The following is a 13,268-nucleotide window of genomic DNA, read 5'->3' on the forward strand; positions in this document are numbered from 1 at the left end:
GCCTTTACCTCCCGGTGCGTCATGACCTCCCTCGCCAAACCCGAACTGCTGGCTCCCGCGGGCAGCCTCAAGACTCTGCGCTACGCCTTCGCCTACGGTGCCGATGCGGTCTACGCCGGCCAGCCGCGCTACAGCCTGCGGGTGCGCAACAACGAATTCGACCATGCCAACCTGGCTCAGGGTATCGACGAGGCGCACGCCCTGGGCAAGCGTTTCTACGTGGTGGTCAACATCGCCCCGCACAACGCCAAGCTGAAAACCTTTCTCAAGGACCTGGCGCCAGTGATCGGCATGGGACCGGATGCGCTGATCATGTCCGATCCAGGGCTGATCATGTTGGTGCGCCAGCACTTCCCGCAGATGCCGGTGCACCTGTCGGTGCAAGCCAACACGGTGAACTGGGCCAGTGTGCAGTTCTGGCAGCAACTCGGGCTGAGCAGGGTGATCCTTTCACGCGAGCTGTCGCTGGAGGAAATCGCGGAGATCCGCCAGCACGTACCGGACATGGAGCTGGAGGTCTTCGTCCATGGCGCGCTGTGCATGGCCTATTCCGGTCGCTGCCTGCTTTCGGGCTACCTGAACAGGCGTGACGCCAATCAGGGCAGTTGCACCAACGCCTGCCGCTGGAAGTACGATGCGACCCCCGCCACCGAGACCGTCACCGGCGATATCGTCCGACAGGTGGAGCCGACCCTGGGCCTGGGCACGCCCACCGATCAGGTGTTCCTGCTGCAGGAAAGCAGCCGTCCAGGCGACAGCATGCCGGCCTTCGAGGATGAGCACGGCACCTACATCATGAACGCCAAGGACCTGCGGGCCGTCCAGCACGTCGAGCGTTTGCTGCACATGGGCGTGCATTCACTGAAGATCGAAGGACGCACCAAATCGCACTTCTACTGCGCCCGGGCCGTGCAGTCCTATCGCCAGGCCATCGACGATGCCGCCGCGGGTCGACCGTTCGATCGGGGCCTGATGCTCAACCTCGAGTCGCTCGCCCAGCGCGGCTACACCGAAGGCTTCCTGCGCCGCCATGTGCATGACGAATACCAGAACTACCAGCGCGGCAACTCGGTCTCCGAGTACCAGCAGTTCGTCGGCGAACTGACCGGAGAACGGGTCGACGGGCTGGCTGAGGTACGGGTCAAAAACCGCTTCGCGGTCGGCGATCAGCTGGAGTTGATGACCCCCTACGGCAACTATCATTTCGAACTGGACCATCTGCGCGACATGAAGCACCAGCCGGCAATGGTGGCGCCGGGCGATGGTCACGTGGTCTACCTGCCGATTCCCGAGCAGGTGCCACTGAAGTTCGCACTGCTCATGCGCGAACTGCCTGCCCCAGCATAAACGGGCAATGGGCCGGCACCTGCGCTATGCTGCCGGCCGTCACCCGATCGGTCATGCCATCCAAGGAGCCGCCATGCTGCGCAAACCGCTGTTCACCCTCGGCCTGCTCGCCGTCGCCACCCTGGCCCAAGCTGCGCAAACCATCGATGTCTACCGCGACCCCAACTGCGGTTGCTGCAAGGCCTGGATCAGCCACCTGCGCGACAACGGCTTCACCGTCAACGACCATGTCGAGCCGAACATGAGCGCCGTCAAGCAGCGCCTGGGCGTGGCGCCACGTCTGGCCTCGTGCCACACCGGGGTGATCGACGGCAAATTCGTCGAGGGCCATGTGCCGGCCGAACAGGTCCGCTTACTGGCGGCCCGCGACGACCTCAAGGGCCTCGCCGTGCCTGGCATGCCGATGGGCTCGCCAGGCATGGAGATGGGTGACCAAAAGGACGCCTACCAGGTTATCGGTGTGACCCAGGATGGCAAGGACACCGTGGTCGCCGACTATTGATGCTCAGCCTGTGGGCGCTGTTTCTCAGCGCCTTCGGCGCCGCCACGCTGCTGCCGCTGCAATCGGAAGCCGTACTGGTCGGTTTGCTGTTGCGCCAGCCCGATGCCTGGCTGACCTTGCTGCTGGTGGCCACCGCGGGCAACGTGCTCGGCTCGGTGGTCAACTGGCTGCTGGGCCGAGCGATCGAGCACTTGCGTCACCGGCGCTGGTTCCCGTTCAGTGAGGCGCAACTCACCCGCGCCCAGGCGCGATATCGGCGCTGGGGGCAGTGGTCCCTGCTGCTGAGTTGGATGCCGGTCATCGGCGACCCGCTCACGCTGATCGCCGGGGTCATGCGCGAGCCCTTCTGGCGCTTCCTGTTGCTGGTGACCTTGGCCAAGGCGGGTCGTTACAGCGTCGTGGCGATGATCACCCTGGGGTGGTTTCATCCCTGGTAACACCTTTACCGGTTAAGGTAATGCCTCCGGCTGTTACAGTCGCAAATTCCTACATGGTCCTACACGGAGTGCCCCCATGCTGCGCGCAACCGCCCTGGCCCTTACCTGCCTTGTGGCAGGCACCGCCATCGCCGCCGAGTCCGCCACCTATGGCAAACAGCTAGAAGGCTTCCCCTACCCCCATCCATTGAAGCACTTCGACTTCAAGTCCCAAGGCCAGGACCTGCAGATGGGCTACATGGACGTGCCAGCCAAGGGCAAGGCCAACGGTCGCAGCGTGGTGCTGATGCACGGCAAGAACTTCTGCGCAGCCACTTGGGAAACCACCATCGACGCCTTGAGCCAGGCCGGCTACCGGGTGATCGCCCCTGACCAGATCGGCTTCTGCACCTCGAGCAAACCGGCGCACTACCAGTACAGCTTCCAGCAATTGGCGACCAACACCCACGCCCTGCTCGAGAAGCTGGGCGTGGGCCAGGCGGTGATCCTCGGCCACTCCACCGGTGGCATGCTGGCCACTCGCTACGCTTTGATGTACCCGCAGCAGGTCGAGCGCCTGGCGATGGTCAACCCGATCGGCCTGGAGGACTGGAAAGCCATGGGCGTGCCCTACCGCACGGTGGATCAGTGGTACGAGCGCGAGCTCAAGCTCAATGCCGAAGGCGTGCGTAACTATGAACGCAAGACCTACTACGCCGGGCGCTGGAAGCCCGAGTACGAGCGCTGGGTGCACATGCTGGTGGGGTTGAACCAAGGCCCTGGGCATGAAGCGGTGGCATGGAACTCGGCGCTGATCTACGACATGATCTTCACCCAGCCGGTCTACCACGAGTTCCACAACCTGAAAATGCCGACCCTGTTGTTGATCGGTGACCAGGACACCACGGCGATCGGCAGCGATATCGCCTCGCCTGCGCTCAAGGCCCAGCTGGGTCACTACAAGGAATTGGGTCCACGGGTGGCCAAGTTGATTCCCCAAGGCCAATTGGTGATCTTCCCCGGCATGGGCCATGCACCGCAGATCGAGGAGCCGGAGCAGTTCCACAAGGCTCTGCTCGACTGGCTCGGCCGCTGAGACACGTCAACCGAAGCGTTGCAGCTGCATTTCGCGCAGACGGCTGAGGGTGCGCTGATAAGCGAATGCGAGGTAGCCCTGGGTGTAAAGCGCATCCAGCGGTACCTCGGCCTCCAGGTACAGGGCCACCCGGCGGTCATAGCATTCGTCCACGAGTGCGATGAAGCGGCGGACGGCATCGTCCTTGGGCGACAGCATCGGCAGTTCGCGCTCGCCCGCTTCCACCCGCGCCGCCGCATCCTCGGTGCCCCTGGCGATGCGCCCAGCACGCTGCTGACCACCCAACACGGGTACATCCTGCACCAGGATCGCCTGGTAGCGGTCGCACAGCACCATGAAATCGGTCGCTGCCAGAGGTTGCTCGCATAGCTGAGCGAAGCGGCACCAGATCACCTGAGCGCTGCGCCTGATGACCTGGATCTGGCGCGAGCCTATCGCCAGCGGCTCGACCGTTCCGGCTTGGCCATGGCTCAATATCTCGAACGCCTGCCCAAGTGCACCTCTGTCTCCGGCAGTGGCCACCCAGTAACGCTGCCGCGCTTGTCCCGGGTGCGTTCGATGGTCCTGCGGGCCGGCCACCGAGAGCACCTGCATGTGGCGCTCGATGGCGGCGATCGCTGGCAGAAAACGCTCCCGGTTGAAACCGTCACTGTAGAGTTGTCCAGGCGGCTGGTTGGAGGTGGCGACGATCACCACGCCTTGATCGAACAGGACTTGGAACAGCCGGCCGAGGATGATCGCGTCACCGATGTCGCTGACGAACATTTCGTCGAAACAGAGCACCCGGATCTGCCCAGCCAGCTCGCGCGCCAAGGCCTTGAGAGGGTCAGGCGTGCCGTTTAGCTGGAACAGGCGCTGATGAACCCAGGCCATGAAGTGATGGAAGTGCTGGCGCCGCGCCGGGATCTCGAGGCAGCGGTAAAACAGATCCATGAGCCAGGTCTTGCCCCGGCCGACCGGGCCCCAGAGGTACAGCCCCTGGGGACGATGACCTTGTTCGAGTGCCTCGAAGCAGGCGTGCAGCGCGGCGACCGCCTCGACCTGGGCAGGGTCACGGACATAGCCATGCTCGGTCAGAGCCTCATGGTAGAGCGATTGCGGAGTGGGCATGGCATCCAGTCTGGGCCTGTGAGGGCTCCATTGTCTGCACTGGCCCTATCGACGGCAAGCCGCCGCCGGCACATTCATCACGGTCGCCCAGGGCTCGTCGCGGCAACCGTAGGATCCAGCTTGCCGACGCTGCGTCGGTACAGCCGACCGGCACCCTCAATTCTGCTCCAGGCCGACCTTCAACAATGCTCCATCCTTGGCATCGGTCAGGAGGTACAGATAGCCGTCCGGACCCCCCCGCACATCGCGGATCCGCGCCTTCAGCTCGCCCAGCAGGCGCTCCTCGTGCACGATCTTGTCGCCATCGAGCTGCAGGCGGATCAGCTCCTCGCTGGCCAGGGCGCCGATGAACAGGTCGTGGTCCCAGGCCTTGAAGGTCGGGTTGTCGTAGAAGGCCATGCCACTGATACCCGGCGACTTCTCCCAGACATGATGCGGACCGACCATGCCTTCGACTTGCTCACCCTTGGCCTCGGGAATCGGCAGCATCGAATAATTGATCCCGTGGGTGGCGATCGGCCAGCCGTAGTTCTTGCCCGCTTGCGGGATGTTGATCTCATCGCCGCCGCGTGGTCCGTGCTCATGAGTCCAGAGCTTGCCGGACCACGGATTGAGCGCCGCGCCCTGCTGGTTGCGGTGGCCGTAAGACCAAATCTCCGGGCGCACATTGTGCTGGCCGACGAACGGGTTGTCCTTGGGCACCGTCCCATCGGGCAGGATGCGCACTACCTTGCCTTGCAGCTTGTCCAGGTCCTGCGCGGTAGCACGCTGGTTGTTTTCGCCCAGGGCGATGAACAGGTAGCCGTCACGATCGAATACCAGTCGCGAGCCGAAGTGATTACCCACCGACAGTTTCGGCTGCTGGCGGAAGATCACCCTGAAGTTCTCCAGCCGGGCGCGGTCTGCCGACAACTGGCCGCGCCCCACCGTCGTCCCGGCCTTGCCGTCGTCGCCGGCTTCGGCGTAGGACAGGTAGACGGTACGGTCCTTGTCGAACTCTGGCGACAGGACCACGTCCAGCAGGCCGCCCTGGCCTTCGGCCCAGACCTTGGGCACCCCACTGATCGGCGCGCCAACCTTCCCCTCCGCGCTGATCACCCGCAGATTACCCGCACGCTCGGTCACCAGCATATCCTTGCCGCCAGGCAGGAACGCCAGGGCCCAGGGGTTTCGCAGGCCATCGGCGATGGTACTGACGGTGAGCTGTCCTTCCTCGCTGGGAAACTGCTGGACAGGCGCCGCATGCGCCAACAATGGCAACACGGCAGCGGCGGCAAGGGTGGTCAACCAGTGGCGTCGAAGCATGGGGGCATCCTTTCTCAGGGGCTCACGGTGCACGTTGCGAGTCACGCGGGGGCCGGGTGGGTTCCAACCTGGGCGTCTGCTGCTCACGGCGCAGGTTGTCGCCATTGCCGATGCCGCGGTTATCCAGGGTTGGGGGGCGGATGTTGGGCTCAGTCGAGGGGCCGCGCACGGGCGGGGTCGCTGGCAAGGTGCCCTGGCGACTGTTGGGGTTGGCCCGCTTTATCGGACTGTTGTACGGATTGTTGTCGTTGGCGGCGAGCTGCAATGGCTGGTGTGGTTCGGCTTGCACGGCCACGCTCAGCAGCAGGCCAACGACCAGGGTCGGCAATACTCGATTCATGCTTCACCTCCTGTACGAAAAGTCGCGCCTAAGGGTTCGATAGCCTAAGGCGCGAAGGGTTCGAGGCAAAAGTGTGAGCGTGGGTTTAGTTGATTCCTGATGTTTCAGTATGGACCTTTGCCAGGACCTCAGTACGCCATGCTCCACGTCAGGGTGTACGTACGTCCGCGTCCTTGGTAGTCATAGAGGTAAGCCGGCCCATAGGTCGGCGAATAGAACAAGGTTGCGCGCTGGCCCCAGACGGTACTGTACTGCTTGTCCAGCAGGTTCTGGATACCCGCGCTGAGGGTGCCGAACCCGGTGTCCTGGCTGGCGAGCAGGTCGAAGGTGGTGTAACCGTCGATTTCGTGGTCGGCATCGTCCTTCAAGCTGAACGCGTGATTGGCCTGCAACCGGACATTGCGCCCATCACCCTTCCAACCGACGAATGCAGTGGCCTTGGACAGCGAGGCATAGCGGGCATCGCGTTTGATCCAGCCACCGTCGGCATCCTCTTCTTCCGACCGGGTCAGGTGCAAGGTGCCACCGCTTTCCCAGCCACTTTGGAAATGCCGGGTAAGCGCACCTTCGAAACCGAAGTCACGACTCTTCTGATCTTCGACGTCGATGGTCAGGGTTTGTGAGTCGACGTTGATGATCTTGTCCGACCAGATGTAATACAGCGCTGCCTGGGCATCCCAATCCAGATCGCCGTAACGCCACCCGAGCTCGACCTGGCGGCTCTTGATACCGGCCAACGGATTGTCCGCCACGCTCATGCCAGCCTTGCCGTAGTACTTGGCCGGGTCCGGCAGGTCGAAGCCTTCGCCATAGTTGGTCCAGATCTGATGGCCGTTCTTGAAGTCGTAGATCGCGCCGACGTTATACAGGTTGACCTGATAGTCGTTGCTGCCACCGGGTACGCCCTTGAAGTCGCTGACATCTACGTCCATCTGCTGACGTCGGGCGCCCCCGGACAGCGTCAGGTTGTCGGTGGCGTGCCAGTCGAGCTGGGCATACACCGAGACCCCGTCGACCCGATAGCCGGGATAGCGATCGGCCTTGCTCTGTTTCTCAAGATCGAGTCCACCGCTTTCCGACGAGGTCAGGGCATCGAACGTGGTTTGCTGGGCATTGAAACGCTCGCGATCGAGGTCGACGCCATAGGTCAGCTTGAGCGTGTCCCACTGTTTGGCGAACAGCCCCTTGAGGCTGGTGACTTCGAAGTTCTGCTGCGATGCGGCGAAGTAGACCCCGCGCGAGCCGGTAGGCGTAGCGCGATTGTAGTAAGGGAACGGGTAGAAGTTGTCGTCTTCCTTTCGGTACGAGGCCTGCAGGTAGAAATCCTGACCCAGCACATCCGTGTGGTGGTAGTTGGCGTTGAACAAGAAGCGTCGGGTCCGCGGCTCCAGGTCAGAGGAATAGCCGCTGCGCAGCTCGGCATCCTCCAGGTCGGAGGGTGCGTTGTGGTTCAGGTTGGGGAAGTAGATACCCGTGCTACCGTGGTTGCCGGAATCATAATACTGCGCCAGCAGGTCGAGGCTTTGCTCATCGGACAGCTTCAGGCCCAAACTGCCGAGCACATCGATGGTGCGGTTGTACTGCAGATCGGTCTGCGTGTTGTCGATGAAGATCTGGTCGCCCGCTCCGTCGTAGAAGGCTTCGTTCTGCTCTCCGGAAACGCCCAGGCGGGCATTGATTCGATCATTGCCGCCGCTGATCGACTGCGCGAAACGAGTTGCCAGGTCATCGCTGTTGTTGAAGCCGCTACTGGCACCAAGCTGGGTCTCGAAGCGCGCATCCCCCGCCTCGCCCTTCTTGGTCACGATGTTGATGATGCCGCCGGTGGCGCCCCCGCCGTAAATGGCGCTGGCACCGGACAGCACTTCGACGCGTTCGACGTTGAACGGAGAAATGCTGTCGAACTGACGAGAGAGACCACGCGAACTGTTCTGGCTGACCCCGTCGATCATCACCAGCACGTTGCGCCCGCGCATGTTCTGGCCATAGTTGGTCCGCCCTTCAGGAGCCAGATCGAGGCCGGGTACCAATTTGCCGATCGCCTCCTTGAGGCTGACGCCGCTGTCGATCTGCTCACGCAGCTGTTGCTGGTCGACCACCCACACGGTGCCTGGGATTTCGCTGATCGAGGTGCTGGTGCGCGAGGCGACGCTGACTTCGATGGGCTTGAGGCTGACCGCCAGCGGTGCACTCTCGGCCTTGCGCAGGATGATGGTGCCGCTGTCGCTGAACTGCCAGGTCACGCCGCTGCCGTCGAGCAACTGCTGCAGGGCTTGCTCGACGCTGTAGCTGCCATGCACGGGGGGACTGGTCAGCCCCTGGACGTCTGCGGTGGTGTACAGCAAATGCAGACCGGCCTGGTCGGCGAAGGCGGTCAAAGCCTGGTCAAGCGGCTGCGCCGACAAATCGAGCTGTAGCTGCCGAGCCTGAATCTGTGCCGGCGCATCGTTGCTGGCCCATGCTTGCAAGGGGCCGGCAAACAAGGCCAGGACGCTGCAGGACAGCAAGGCATGGTGGAATTGACCGCCGCGACGGTGAGACTGTCCATGGGTGGACGGCGTAGGCATGAGAGGCACGAATGAGCTTCCAGACAAGTCAGAAATGAGAATGGGTTGCTGATCAGTCCCACTACGACGATCTGGCTTGCAGAAACTTGCAGTACCAAATGAAAATAATTTTGATTACTTCGGAAAAGCTCAGTAAACCACTGCCAGCCAGGGCAGATAGGTGACCTTGAGGCCGTAACGTTGCTCGAGGGTGCGCAGCAAGGCGTGAGGGTCGTCCAGATCGAACACACCGCTCACCTCAAGGGCTGCAAGTTTGCTGTCGGGCACCACAATGCGACCATGCTGATAACGTTCCAGCTCGGCCAGTACCTGACCCAATGGCTTGCCATTGAAGATGAGTTTGCCCCGTTGCCAGGCGGTCAGCGCGCTCGCGTCGGCGGCAACGGCCAATACCTGGTCGCCGAGTCGTGCCTGGCCCTTCGCCAGGACGACCTGGCCATCACGGCGAACACTGAACGTCGCATTGGCGCCCTGAACGGTATCGCCCGCGGTCTCGACCACGAAGGGGCGTGGGTCGGCGACGGTGTCGAACAGCGCCTCACCGGCGCGCAGCGTGACCCGTCGTTCCGTAGCGCTGAAAGCCACGCTCACTGCGCTGGCGCTGTTCAACAGTACCTTTGAGCCGTCGTCCAGGGTAATGCTCTGCCGCTCGCCGACACGGGTGTGATAATCGGCCAACCACAATGGTGCTTCCTGCCAACCGCAGTAACCCGCCACCACCAGCACCAGGGCGGCCGCGATGCCTGCGCTCCAGCGTTTTCGCCGTGGGCGCGGCGGCAGCGCCTCGAATGCCTGGGCGGTGGCGGTCGAGCCGAGATCCAGCCACAGCATCTCGGCCTCAACCGCCGCTTCGGTGTGATCCAGGCTGAGCTGTTTCCAGCGCTGGTAGCGTGCTTGATCGGCAGCGCTGGCAGTACCGGAATGCAGCAGCACCTGCCACTGCAGGGCATCGTCGGATAGGTCGCGGATAGGCGGGGAAGCGGGCATGGTCGAGACGTCAGTCATGGTTGTGTTTGAGCCAGTCGCGACAATGACGCAGGGCCTGGCCGATGTATTTTGCCACCATACTCTCGGAAACGCCCAGACGCTGGGCGATCTGCGCCTGGGTCAGACCTTCGACACGGTTGAACAACAATGCCTGACGGGCATTCTCTGGCAGTTGCAGCAGCGCTCGATCGAGCATCTGCAGCCGTTCCCGAGCCAGCAGGGTTGCCTCAGGTGCCGGTGCCGGACACACCATCTCTCCCGCCCCGTCACCGTGCTCATGGTGAGCAGCAAGACGCTGCTCGCGGCGCAATGCATCGATGGCCAGGTTGCCGGCCACCCGGAATATGAAACTACGTGCGTGCAATACGCGCACCGCCTGCTCGTCGATCCTCGCCAACTTGAGATAGGTCTCCTGGGCGATGTCGGCGGCACGCTGCCGATCGCTCATGCGGCGGGTCAGGAACTGCAACAGGTCGTCATAGTGCTCCTGGAAACTTGCCAGCAGACCAGACACGGGGGACGTCAGCATTGGAAAAGACACTGCCAGTAGGAAAAATTGTCGGGCGTGAATGAGAAACAGTATCTTTCATAACACGCAGGACTTTCAACTGCGGCATACGTTTGCCACACTGCAGGCTCGACTCTGCAGGCAAGGTTGCTCCCATGGTTGTCCGACTGCACCGCTGCGCTCGCCCTCTCCTGCTCCTGCTGATGCTGGGCGCCCTGCAGGCCTGTGCGTTGTTCCAGGCGCGAGACCCTCTCAACATCAGCGTCATCGGTATCGAACCGTTGCCCGGCCAGGAGCTGGAAATGCGCATGGCGGTGAAGATGCGGGTACAGAATCCGAACGAAAACGCCATCGACTACAACGGCATTGCGCTGAACCTGGAGGTCAACGGACAGCCGTTGGCAGCCGGGGTAAGCGACCAACAGGGTCATATCGGTCGCTACGACGAAGCGGTGATCACGGTGCCGGTGAGCATCACCGCATTTTCCTTCCTGCGTCAGGCCTATGGGCTCGGCAAGCTCGATTCGCTGCAGGGAATGCCTTACCGATTGCGCGGCAAGCTGGCGGGAGGACCGTTGGGCACAGTGCGCTTCACCGACGAAGGCAAACTCGACCTGCCAAAGAACGGCAGTCTTATCTGGTGAACCTCAGCGGTTGGCGCTGGCAGCGGCCATCATCTTGTTGACCTCGCTGCGCACCAGATTGGCATAGTCCGGCGGCGACATCGTCTCGAGCTCGGCGCGCACCCACTCGGCCCATTTGCCCTTGCGCCGGGACTTTTCCGAAATCAGCCGGGCAGCTTCGGCCTTGGCCTTGCCAAGGTTGTTCTGCCACATTTCGAACAGACGGGCTTTTTCCGCCTCGATCTGCGCCCGTTCCTGAAAACTCTTGTTGGCGAGATTGAAACTCATGGAATACCTGCCAATGAAAAATGGCCGCTATCTTACACCGTAGCGGTGCGACATCGGTAACCTGGGGCAACTTTCCCCTCGTGCCGACATCCATTGTTCTAACACACCATTGACGAGGACGTGCTCATGGCTCGAAAAAACCACACTGCTGCCCAAGGCGAACAGATCAAGGACCAAGTATTCAGCGAACTGCAGGCATTGATCGAAGAGTCGGAAAAGTTGCTCGACCGCAGTTCCTCTCTGGTGGGCGAGGAAGCCGATACCCTGCGCGCTCAGCTCGGGCTCAAGCTGCGCCAGGCCAGCCAGGCCGTAGGCCAGGTCCGCAGCCGGGCACAGCCGGTGGTGGAAGCGACCGAAGACTACATCGGCGGTCACCCTTGGCAGACCGTGGCGCTCTCTGCAGGCCTTGGCTTGGTAGTCGGTTTGCTGCTGGGTCGACGCGACTAGCCGGCAGTCCGGCCGGCCCGGTCAGGCGGCCTGCGCCATGGGGATACCGCTGTGAAAGCGCAGCTCCTGATCGGCAGACTGGATCAATTCAGCTTCGGCGTCTCTGACCAGCTCGATGCGGCGGGCGATATCCGCGGGCTCGCCGTACTGGTGGGCCAGTTTCAGATAGCCTTGATAGTGTCGCGCTTCACTCTTCAGCAGGCCGTGGTAGAAGCGGCTCAGTTCTTCATCCAGATGCGGCACCAGTGCATTGAAGCGCTCGCAACTACGCGCCTCGATGAACGCCCCGACCACCAGGGTATCGACCAGTTTCACAGGCTCATGAGCGCGAACCAGTCGGCGCAGTCCTGAGGCATAACGCCCAGCCGAGACCGGCCGAAGCGGCACGCCGCGACGCTTCATCAAGCGCAGTACCTGCTCGTGATGCACCAGCTCCTCACGTGCCAGGCGCGACATCATGTTGATCAGGTCAAGGTGAGTGTTGTATTTGGCGATCAGGCTCAACGCCGTGCTGGCGGCCTTGAACTCGCAGTTCTTGTGGTCGATCAGCAAGGTTTCCTGATCGGCCAACGCTGCTTCGATCCAGGCATCAGGGGTCGCGCAGCCAAGGAAAGCATCGATTTCGGGGATCAGGGACATAGGGCTACAAATCACGTTGATCAGGCAGGACCGGGGATTATACCGGCGGTGACAGCCAATGCCAGTGACTATGCTTGATGTACATCAAGCGACTGCCCCCGGGGCGCCGACTATAGTCAGCGTTGGCCACGTTAGGAAGGAGTTACCGCTCATGCAAGCTGTCCGTAGCATCCTCGTCGTGCTCGATCCAGAACATGCCCATAGCCGTGCGCTGACGCGAGCCAAGCTGATCGCTGGGGTGACAGGGGCACGTATGCATCTGTTGATGTGTCACCAGCACCACGACCATAGCGCCCTGCTCAGCTTGCTCAGTAGCCAACTGCACGATGACGGCTATGACAATGTGACTCATGAGCAGGCCTGGCACGACAGCCTGCACCAGTCGATCATCCAAGTGCAGCAGGCAGAAGGCTGCGAACTGGTGATCAAGGAGCACTGGCCGGATAACCCACTAAAGAAAGCGCTGTTGACGCCTACCGATTGGAAGCTGCTGCGTTACTGCCCATGCGCCGTGTTGATGGTCAGGAGTGAGCGCCCCTGGACCGGCGGCGTGATACTGGCCGCCGTGGACGTGGGTAACGAGGACGAGGATCATCGGTTACTGCATGCCAGCATCATCGACCATGGCTACGCCATTGCCGGGCTGGCCAAGGGCACCTTGCACGTGATCAGCGCCCATCCTTCGCCCATGCTGGCGTCGGCTGACCCAGCCTACCAGCTGAGCGAAACCATCGAACAACGCTACCGGGATGCTTGTCTGCGCTTTCAGGCGGAATACGACATCCCCAGTGAGTGCATGCATGTGAAGGAAGGTCCAGCCGATGTGCTCATACCCGAAATCGAGCAGAGGTATGACGCGGTGGTCACCGTGATCGGTACCGTAGCGCGCACGGGCATTTCAGGAGCCTTGATAGGCAATACCGCCGAAGTCGTACTGGACTCGCTGAAAGGCGATGTGCTGGTGCTGAAAAGCGAAGAGGCGATTGCGCACCTTGAAGAGCTGGCGCGTGGTTGAGAAAAGACAAAACCCCTACCTGCTCGCGCAGATAGGGGTTTTGCGAAATGAATCTTGACGATGACCTACTCTCACATG

At 62.1% G+C, this 13,268-nt stretch carries 14 protein-coding genes and 1 pseudogene; 7 read left to right on the forward strand and 8 right to left on the reverse strand.

What is annotated here, in order from left to right; translation table 11 throughout:
- The first annotated feature begins 21 nt into the window (after nt 1-21).
- The 4 genes from yegQ to KY379_RS18660 all read left to right on the forward strand — a co-directional run bounded on the left by yegQ (nt 22) and on the right by KY379_RS18660 (nt 3,361).
- Entirely contained in the window at nt 22-1,347 is a 1,326-nt protein-coding gene (yegQ, locus tag KY379_RS18645; protein WP_133331876.1) for a tRNA 5-hydroxyuridine modification protein YegQ, read from the forward strand.
- A gap of 73 nt (nt 1,348-1,420) precedes the next feature.
- Nucleotides 1,421-1,849: a DUF411 domain-containing protein gene (locus KY379_RS18650; RefSeq protein WP_133331875.1), complete on the forward strand. Its 429-nt coding sequence runs from the start codon at nt 1,421-1,423 to the stop codon at nt 1,847-1,849.
- Entirely contained in the window at nt 1,849-2,286 is a 438-nt protein-coding gene (locus KY379_RS18655) for a YqaA family protein (protein ID WP_133331874.1), read from the forward strand. Before KY379_RS18650 ends, KY379_RS18655 begins: the two co-directional genes overlap by 1 nt.
- A 76-nt stretch (nt 2,287-2,362) precedes the next feature.
- Nucleotides 2,363-3,361 (forward strand): alpha/beta fold hydrolase, encoded by a 999-nt coding sequence (locus KY379_RS18660; RefSeq protein ID WP_261241105.1) that lies wholly within the window; start codon nt 2,363-2,365, stop codon nt 3,359-3,361.
- Nucleotides 3,362-3,367: 6 nt separating this feature from the next.
- On the opposite strand, the gene zapE is transcribed toward KY379_RS18660, so the two are convergent.
- The 6 genes and pseudogenes from zapE to KY379_RS18690 all read right to left on the reverse strand — a co-directional run.
- Nucleotides 3,368-4,471: a cell division protein ZapE gene (gene zapE, locus KY379_RS18665; protein ID WP_261241104.1), complete on the reverse strand. Its 1,104-nt coding sequence runs from the start codon at nt 4,469-4,471 to the stop codon at nt 3,368-3,370.
- A gap of 156 nt (nt 4,472-4,627) precedes the next feature.
- Nucleotides 4,628-5,776, reverse strand: coding sequence for a PQQ-dependent sugar dehydrogenase (locus KY379_RS18670; RefSeq protein ID WP_261241103.1), 1,149 nt, complete (start codon nt 5,774-5,776; stop codon nt 4,628-4,630).
- A gap of 22 nt (nt 5,777-5,798) precedes the next feature.
- Nucleotides 5,799-6,116 (reverse strand): hypothetical protein, encoded by a 318-nt coding sequence (locus KY379_RS18675; protein WP_133331870.1) that lies wholly within the window; start codon nt 6,114-6,116, stop codon nt 5,799-5,801.
- A 128-nt stretch (nt 6,117-6,244) separates the two neighbouring features.
- Nucleotides 6,245-8,683 (reverse strand): TonB-dependent receptor, encoded by a 2,439-nt coding sequence (locus tag KY379_RS18680; protein ID WP_261241130.1) that lies wholly within the window; start codon nt 8,681-8,683, stop codon nt 6,245-6,247.
- Between the two features lie 129 nt (nt 8,684-8,812).
- The gene (locus KY379_RS18685) at nt 8,813-9,688 is read right to left on the reverse strand and encodes a FecR family protein (protein WP_261241102.1); all 876 of its coding nucleotides are present in this window, start codon (nt 9,686-9,688) and stop codon (nt 8,813-8,815) included.
- 7 nt (nt 9,689-9,695) lie between these two features.
- Nucleotides 9,696-10,199 (reverse strand): annotated as a pseudogene (locus KY379_RS18690) (RNA polymerase sigma factor); the annotation flags it as partial.
- A gap of 134 nt (nt 10,200-10,333) precedes the next feature.
- Here KY379_RS18690 and KY379_RS18695 point away from each other — a divergent pair.
- Nucleotides 10,334-10,822, forward strand: a complete 489-nt coding sequence (locus tag KY379_RS18695) for an LEA type 2 family protein (RefSeq protein ID WP_133331867.1) — start codon at nt 10,334-10,336, stop codon at nt 10,820-10,822.
- 3 nt (nt 10,823-10,825) lie between these two features.
- Here the strand turns inward: KY379_RS18695 and KY379_RS18700 are convergent, their stop codons facing one another.
- Nucleotides 10,826-11,089: a hypothetical protein gene (locus KY379_RS18700; protein WP_133331866.1), complete on the reverse strand. Its 264-nt coding sequence runs from the start codon at nt 11,087-11,089 to the stop codon at nt 10,826-10,828.
- 126 nt (nt 11,090-11,215) lie between these two features.
- Here KY379_RS18700 and KY379_RS18705 point away from each other — a divergent pair, with 126 nt between their 5' ends.
- Nucleotides 11,216-11,536 carry a YqjD family protein gene (locus tag KY379_RS18705; protein WP_133331865.1) on the forward strand — a complete coding sequence of 107 codons (321 nt, stop codon included), beginning with the start codon at nt 11,216-11,218 and terminating at the stop codon, nt 11,534-11,536.
- A 21-nt stretch (nt 11,537-11,557) separates the two neighbouring features.
- Here the strand turns inward: KY379_RS18705 and KY379_RS18710 are convergent, their stop codons facing one another.
- A complete protein-coding gene (locus tag KY379_RS18710; RefSeq protein ID WP_133331864.1) occupies nt 11,558-12,175 on the reverse strand; it encodes a tRNA-(ms[2]io[6]A)-hydroxylase in 618 nt (205 codons plus the stop codon).
- Between the two features lie 151 nt (nt 12,176-12,326).
- Between KY379_RS18710 and KY379_RS18715 the strand changes: the two genes are divergently transcribed.
- Nucleotides 12,327-13,190 (forward strand): universal stress protein, encoded by an 864-nt coding sequence (locus tag KY379_RS18715; RefSeq protein WP_133331863.1) that lies wholly within the window; start codon nt 12,327-12,329, stop codon nt 13,188-13,190.
- The last annotated feature ends 78 nt before the right edge of the window (nt 13,191-13,268 follow it).

Origin of the sequence: Pseudomonas sp. HD6422 (assembly GCF_025377065.1) — a bacterium.
In the GTDB taxonomy this organism is placed as follows: domain Bacteria; phylum Pseudomonadota; class Gammaproteobacteria; order Pseudomonadales; family Pseudomonadaceae; genus Aquipseudomonas; species Aquipseudomonas putida_U.

What these genes read in the sequence shown, in the direction of transcription:
- KY379_RS18675 (WP_133331870.1), bottom strand. Translation starts at nt 6,116, where the DNA reads ATGAATCGAGTATTGCCGACCCTGGTCGTTGGCCTGCTGCTGAGCGTG.
- KY379_RS18685 (WP_261241102.1), bottom strand. Translation starts at nt 9,688, where the DNA reads ATGACTGACGTCTCGACCATGCCCGCTTCCCCGCCTATCCGCGACCTA.
- KY379_RS18710 (WP_133331864.1), bottom strand. Translation starts at nt 12,175, where the DNA reads ATGTCCCTGATCCCCGAAATCGATGCTTTCCTTGGCTGCGCGACCCCT.
- KY379_RS18670 (WP_261241103.1), bottom strand. Translation starts at nt 5,776, where the DNA reads ATGCTTCGACGCCACTGGTTGACCACCCTTGCCGCCGCTGCCGTGTTG.
- KY379_RS18700 (WP_133331866.1), bottom strand. Translation starts at nt 11,089, where the DNA reads ATGAGTTTCAATCTCGCCAACAAGAGTTTTCAGGAACGGGCGCAGATC.
- zapE (WP_261241104.1), bottom strand. Translation starts at nt 4,471, where the DNA reads ATGCCCACTCCGCAATCGCTCTACCATGAGGCTCTGACCGAGCATGGC.
- KY379_RS18655 (WP_133331874.1), top strand. Translation starts at nt 1,849, where the DNA reads ATGCTCAGCCTGTGGGCGCTGTTTCTCAGCGCCTTCGGCGCCGCCACG.
- KY379_RS18715 (WP_133331863.1), top strand. Translation starts at nt 12,327, where the DNA reads ATGCAAGCTGTCCGTAGCATCCTCGTCGTGCTCGATCCAGAACATGCC.
- KY379_RS18650 (WP_133331875.1), top strand. Translation starts at nt 1,421, where the DNA reads ATGCTGCGCAAACCGCTGTTCACCCTCGGCCTGCTCGCCGTCGCCACC.
- yegQ (WP_133331876.1), top strand. Translation starts at nt 22, where the DNA reads ATGACCTCCCTCGCCAAACCCGAACTGCTGGCTCCCGCGGGCAGCCTC.
- KY379_RS18705 (WP_133331865.1), top strand. Translation starts at nt 11,216, where the DNA reads ATGGCTCGAAAAAACCACACTGCTGCCCAAGGCGAACAGATCAAGGAC.
- KY379_RS18660 (WP_261241105.1), top strand. Translation starts at nt 2,363, where the DNA reads ATGCTGCGCGCAACCGCCCTGGCCCTTACCTGCCTTGTGGCAGGCACC.
- KY379_RS18695 (WP_133331867.1), top strand. Translation starts at nt 10,334, where the DNA reads ATGGTTGTCCGACTGCACCGCTGCGCTCGCCCTCTCCTGCTCCTGCTG.
- KY379_RS18680 (WP_261241130.1), bottom strand. Translation starts at nt 8,683, where the DNA reads ATGCCTACGCCGTCCACCCATGGACAGTCTCACCGTCGCGGCGGTCAA.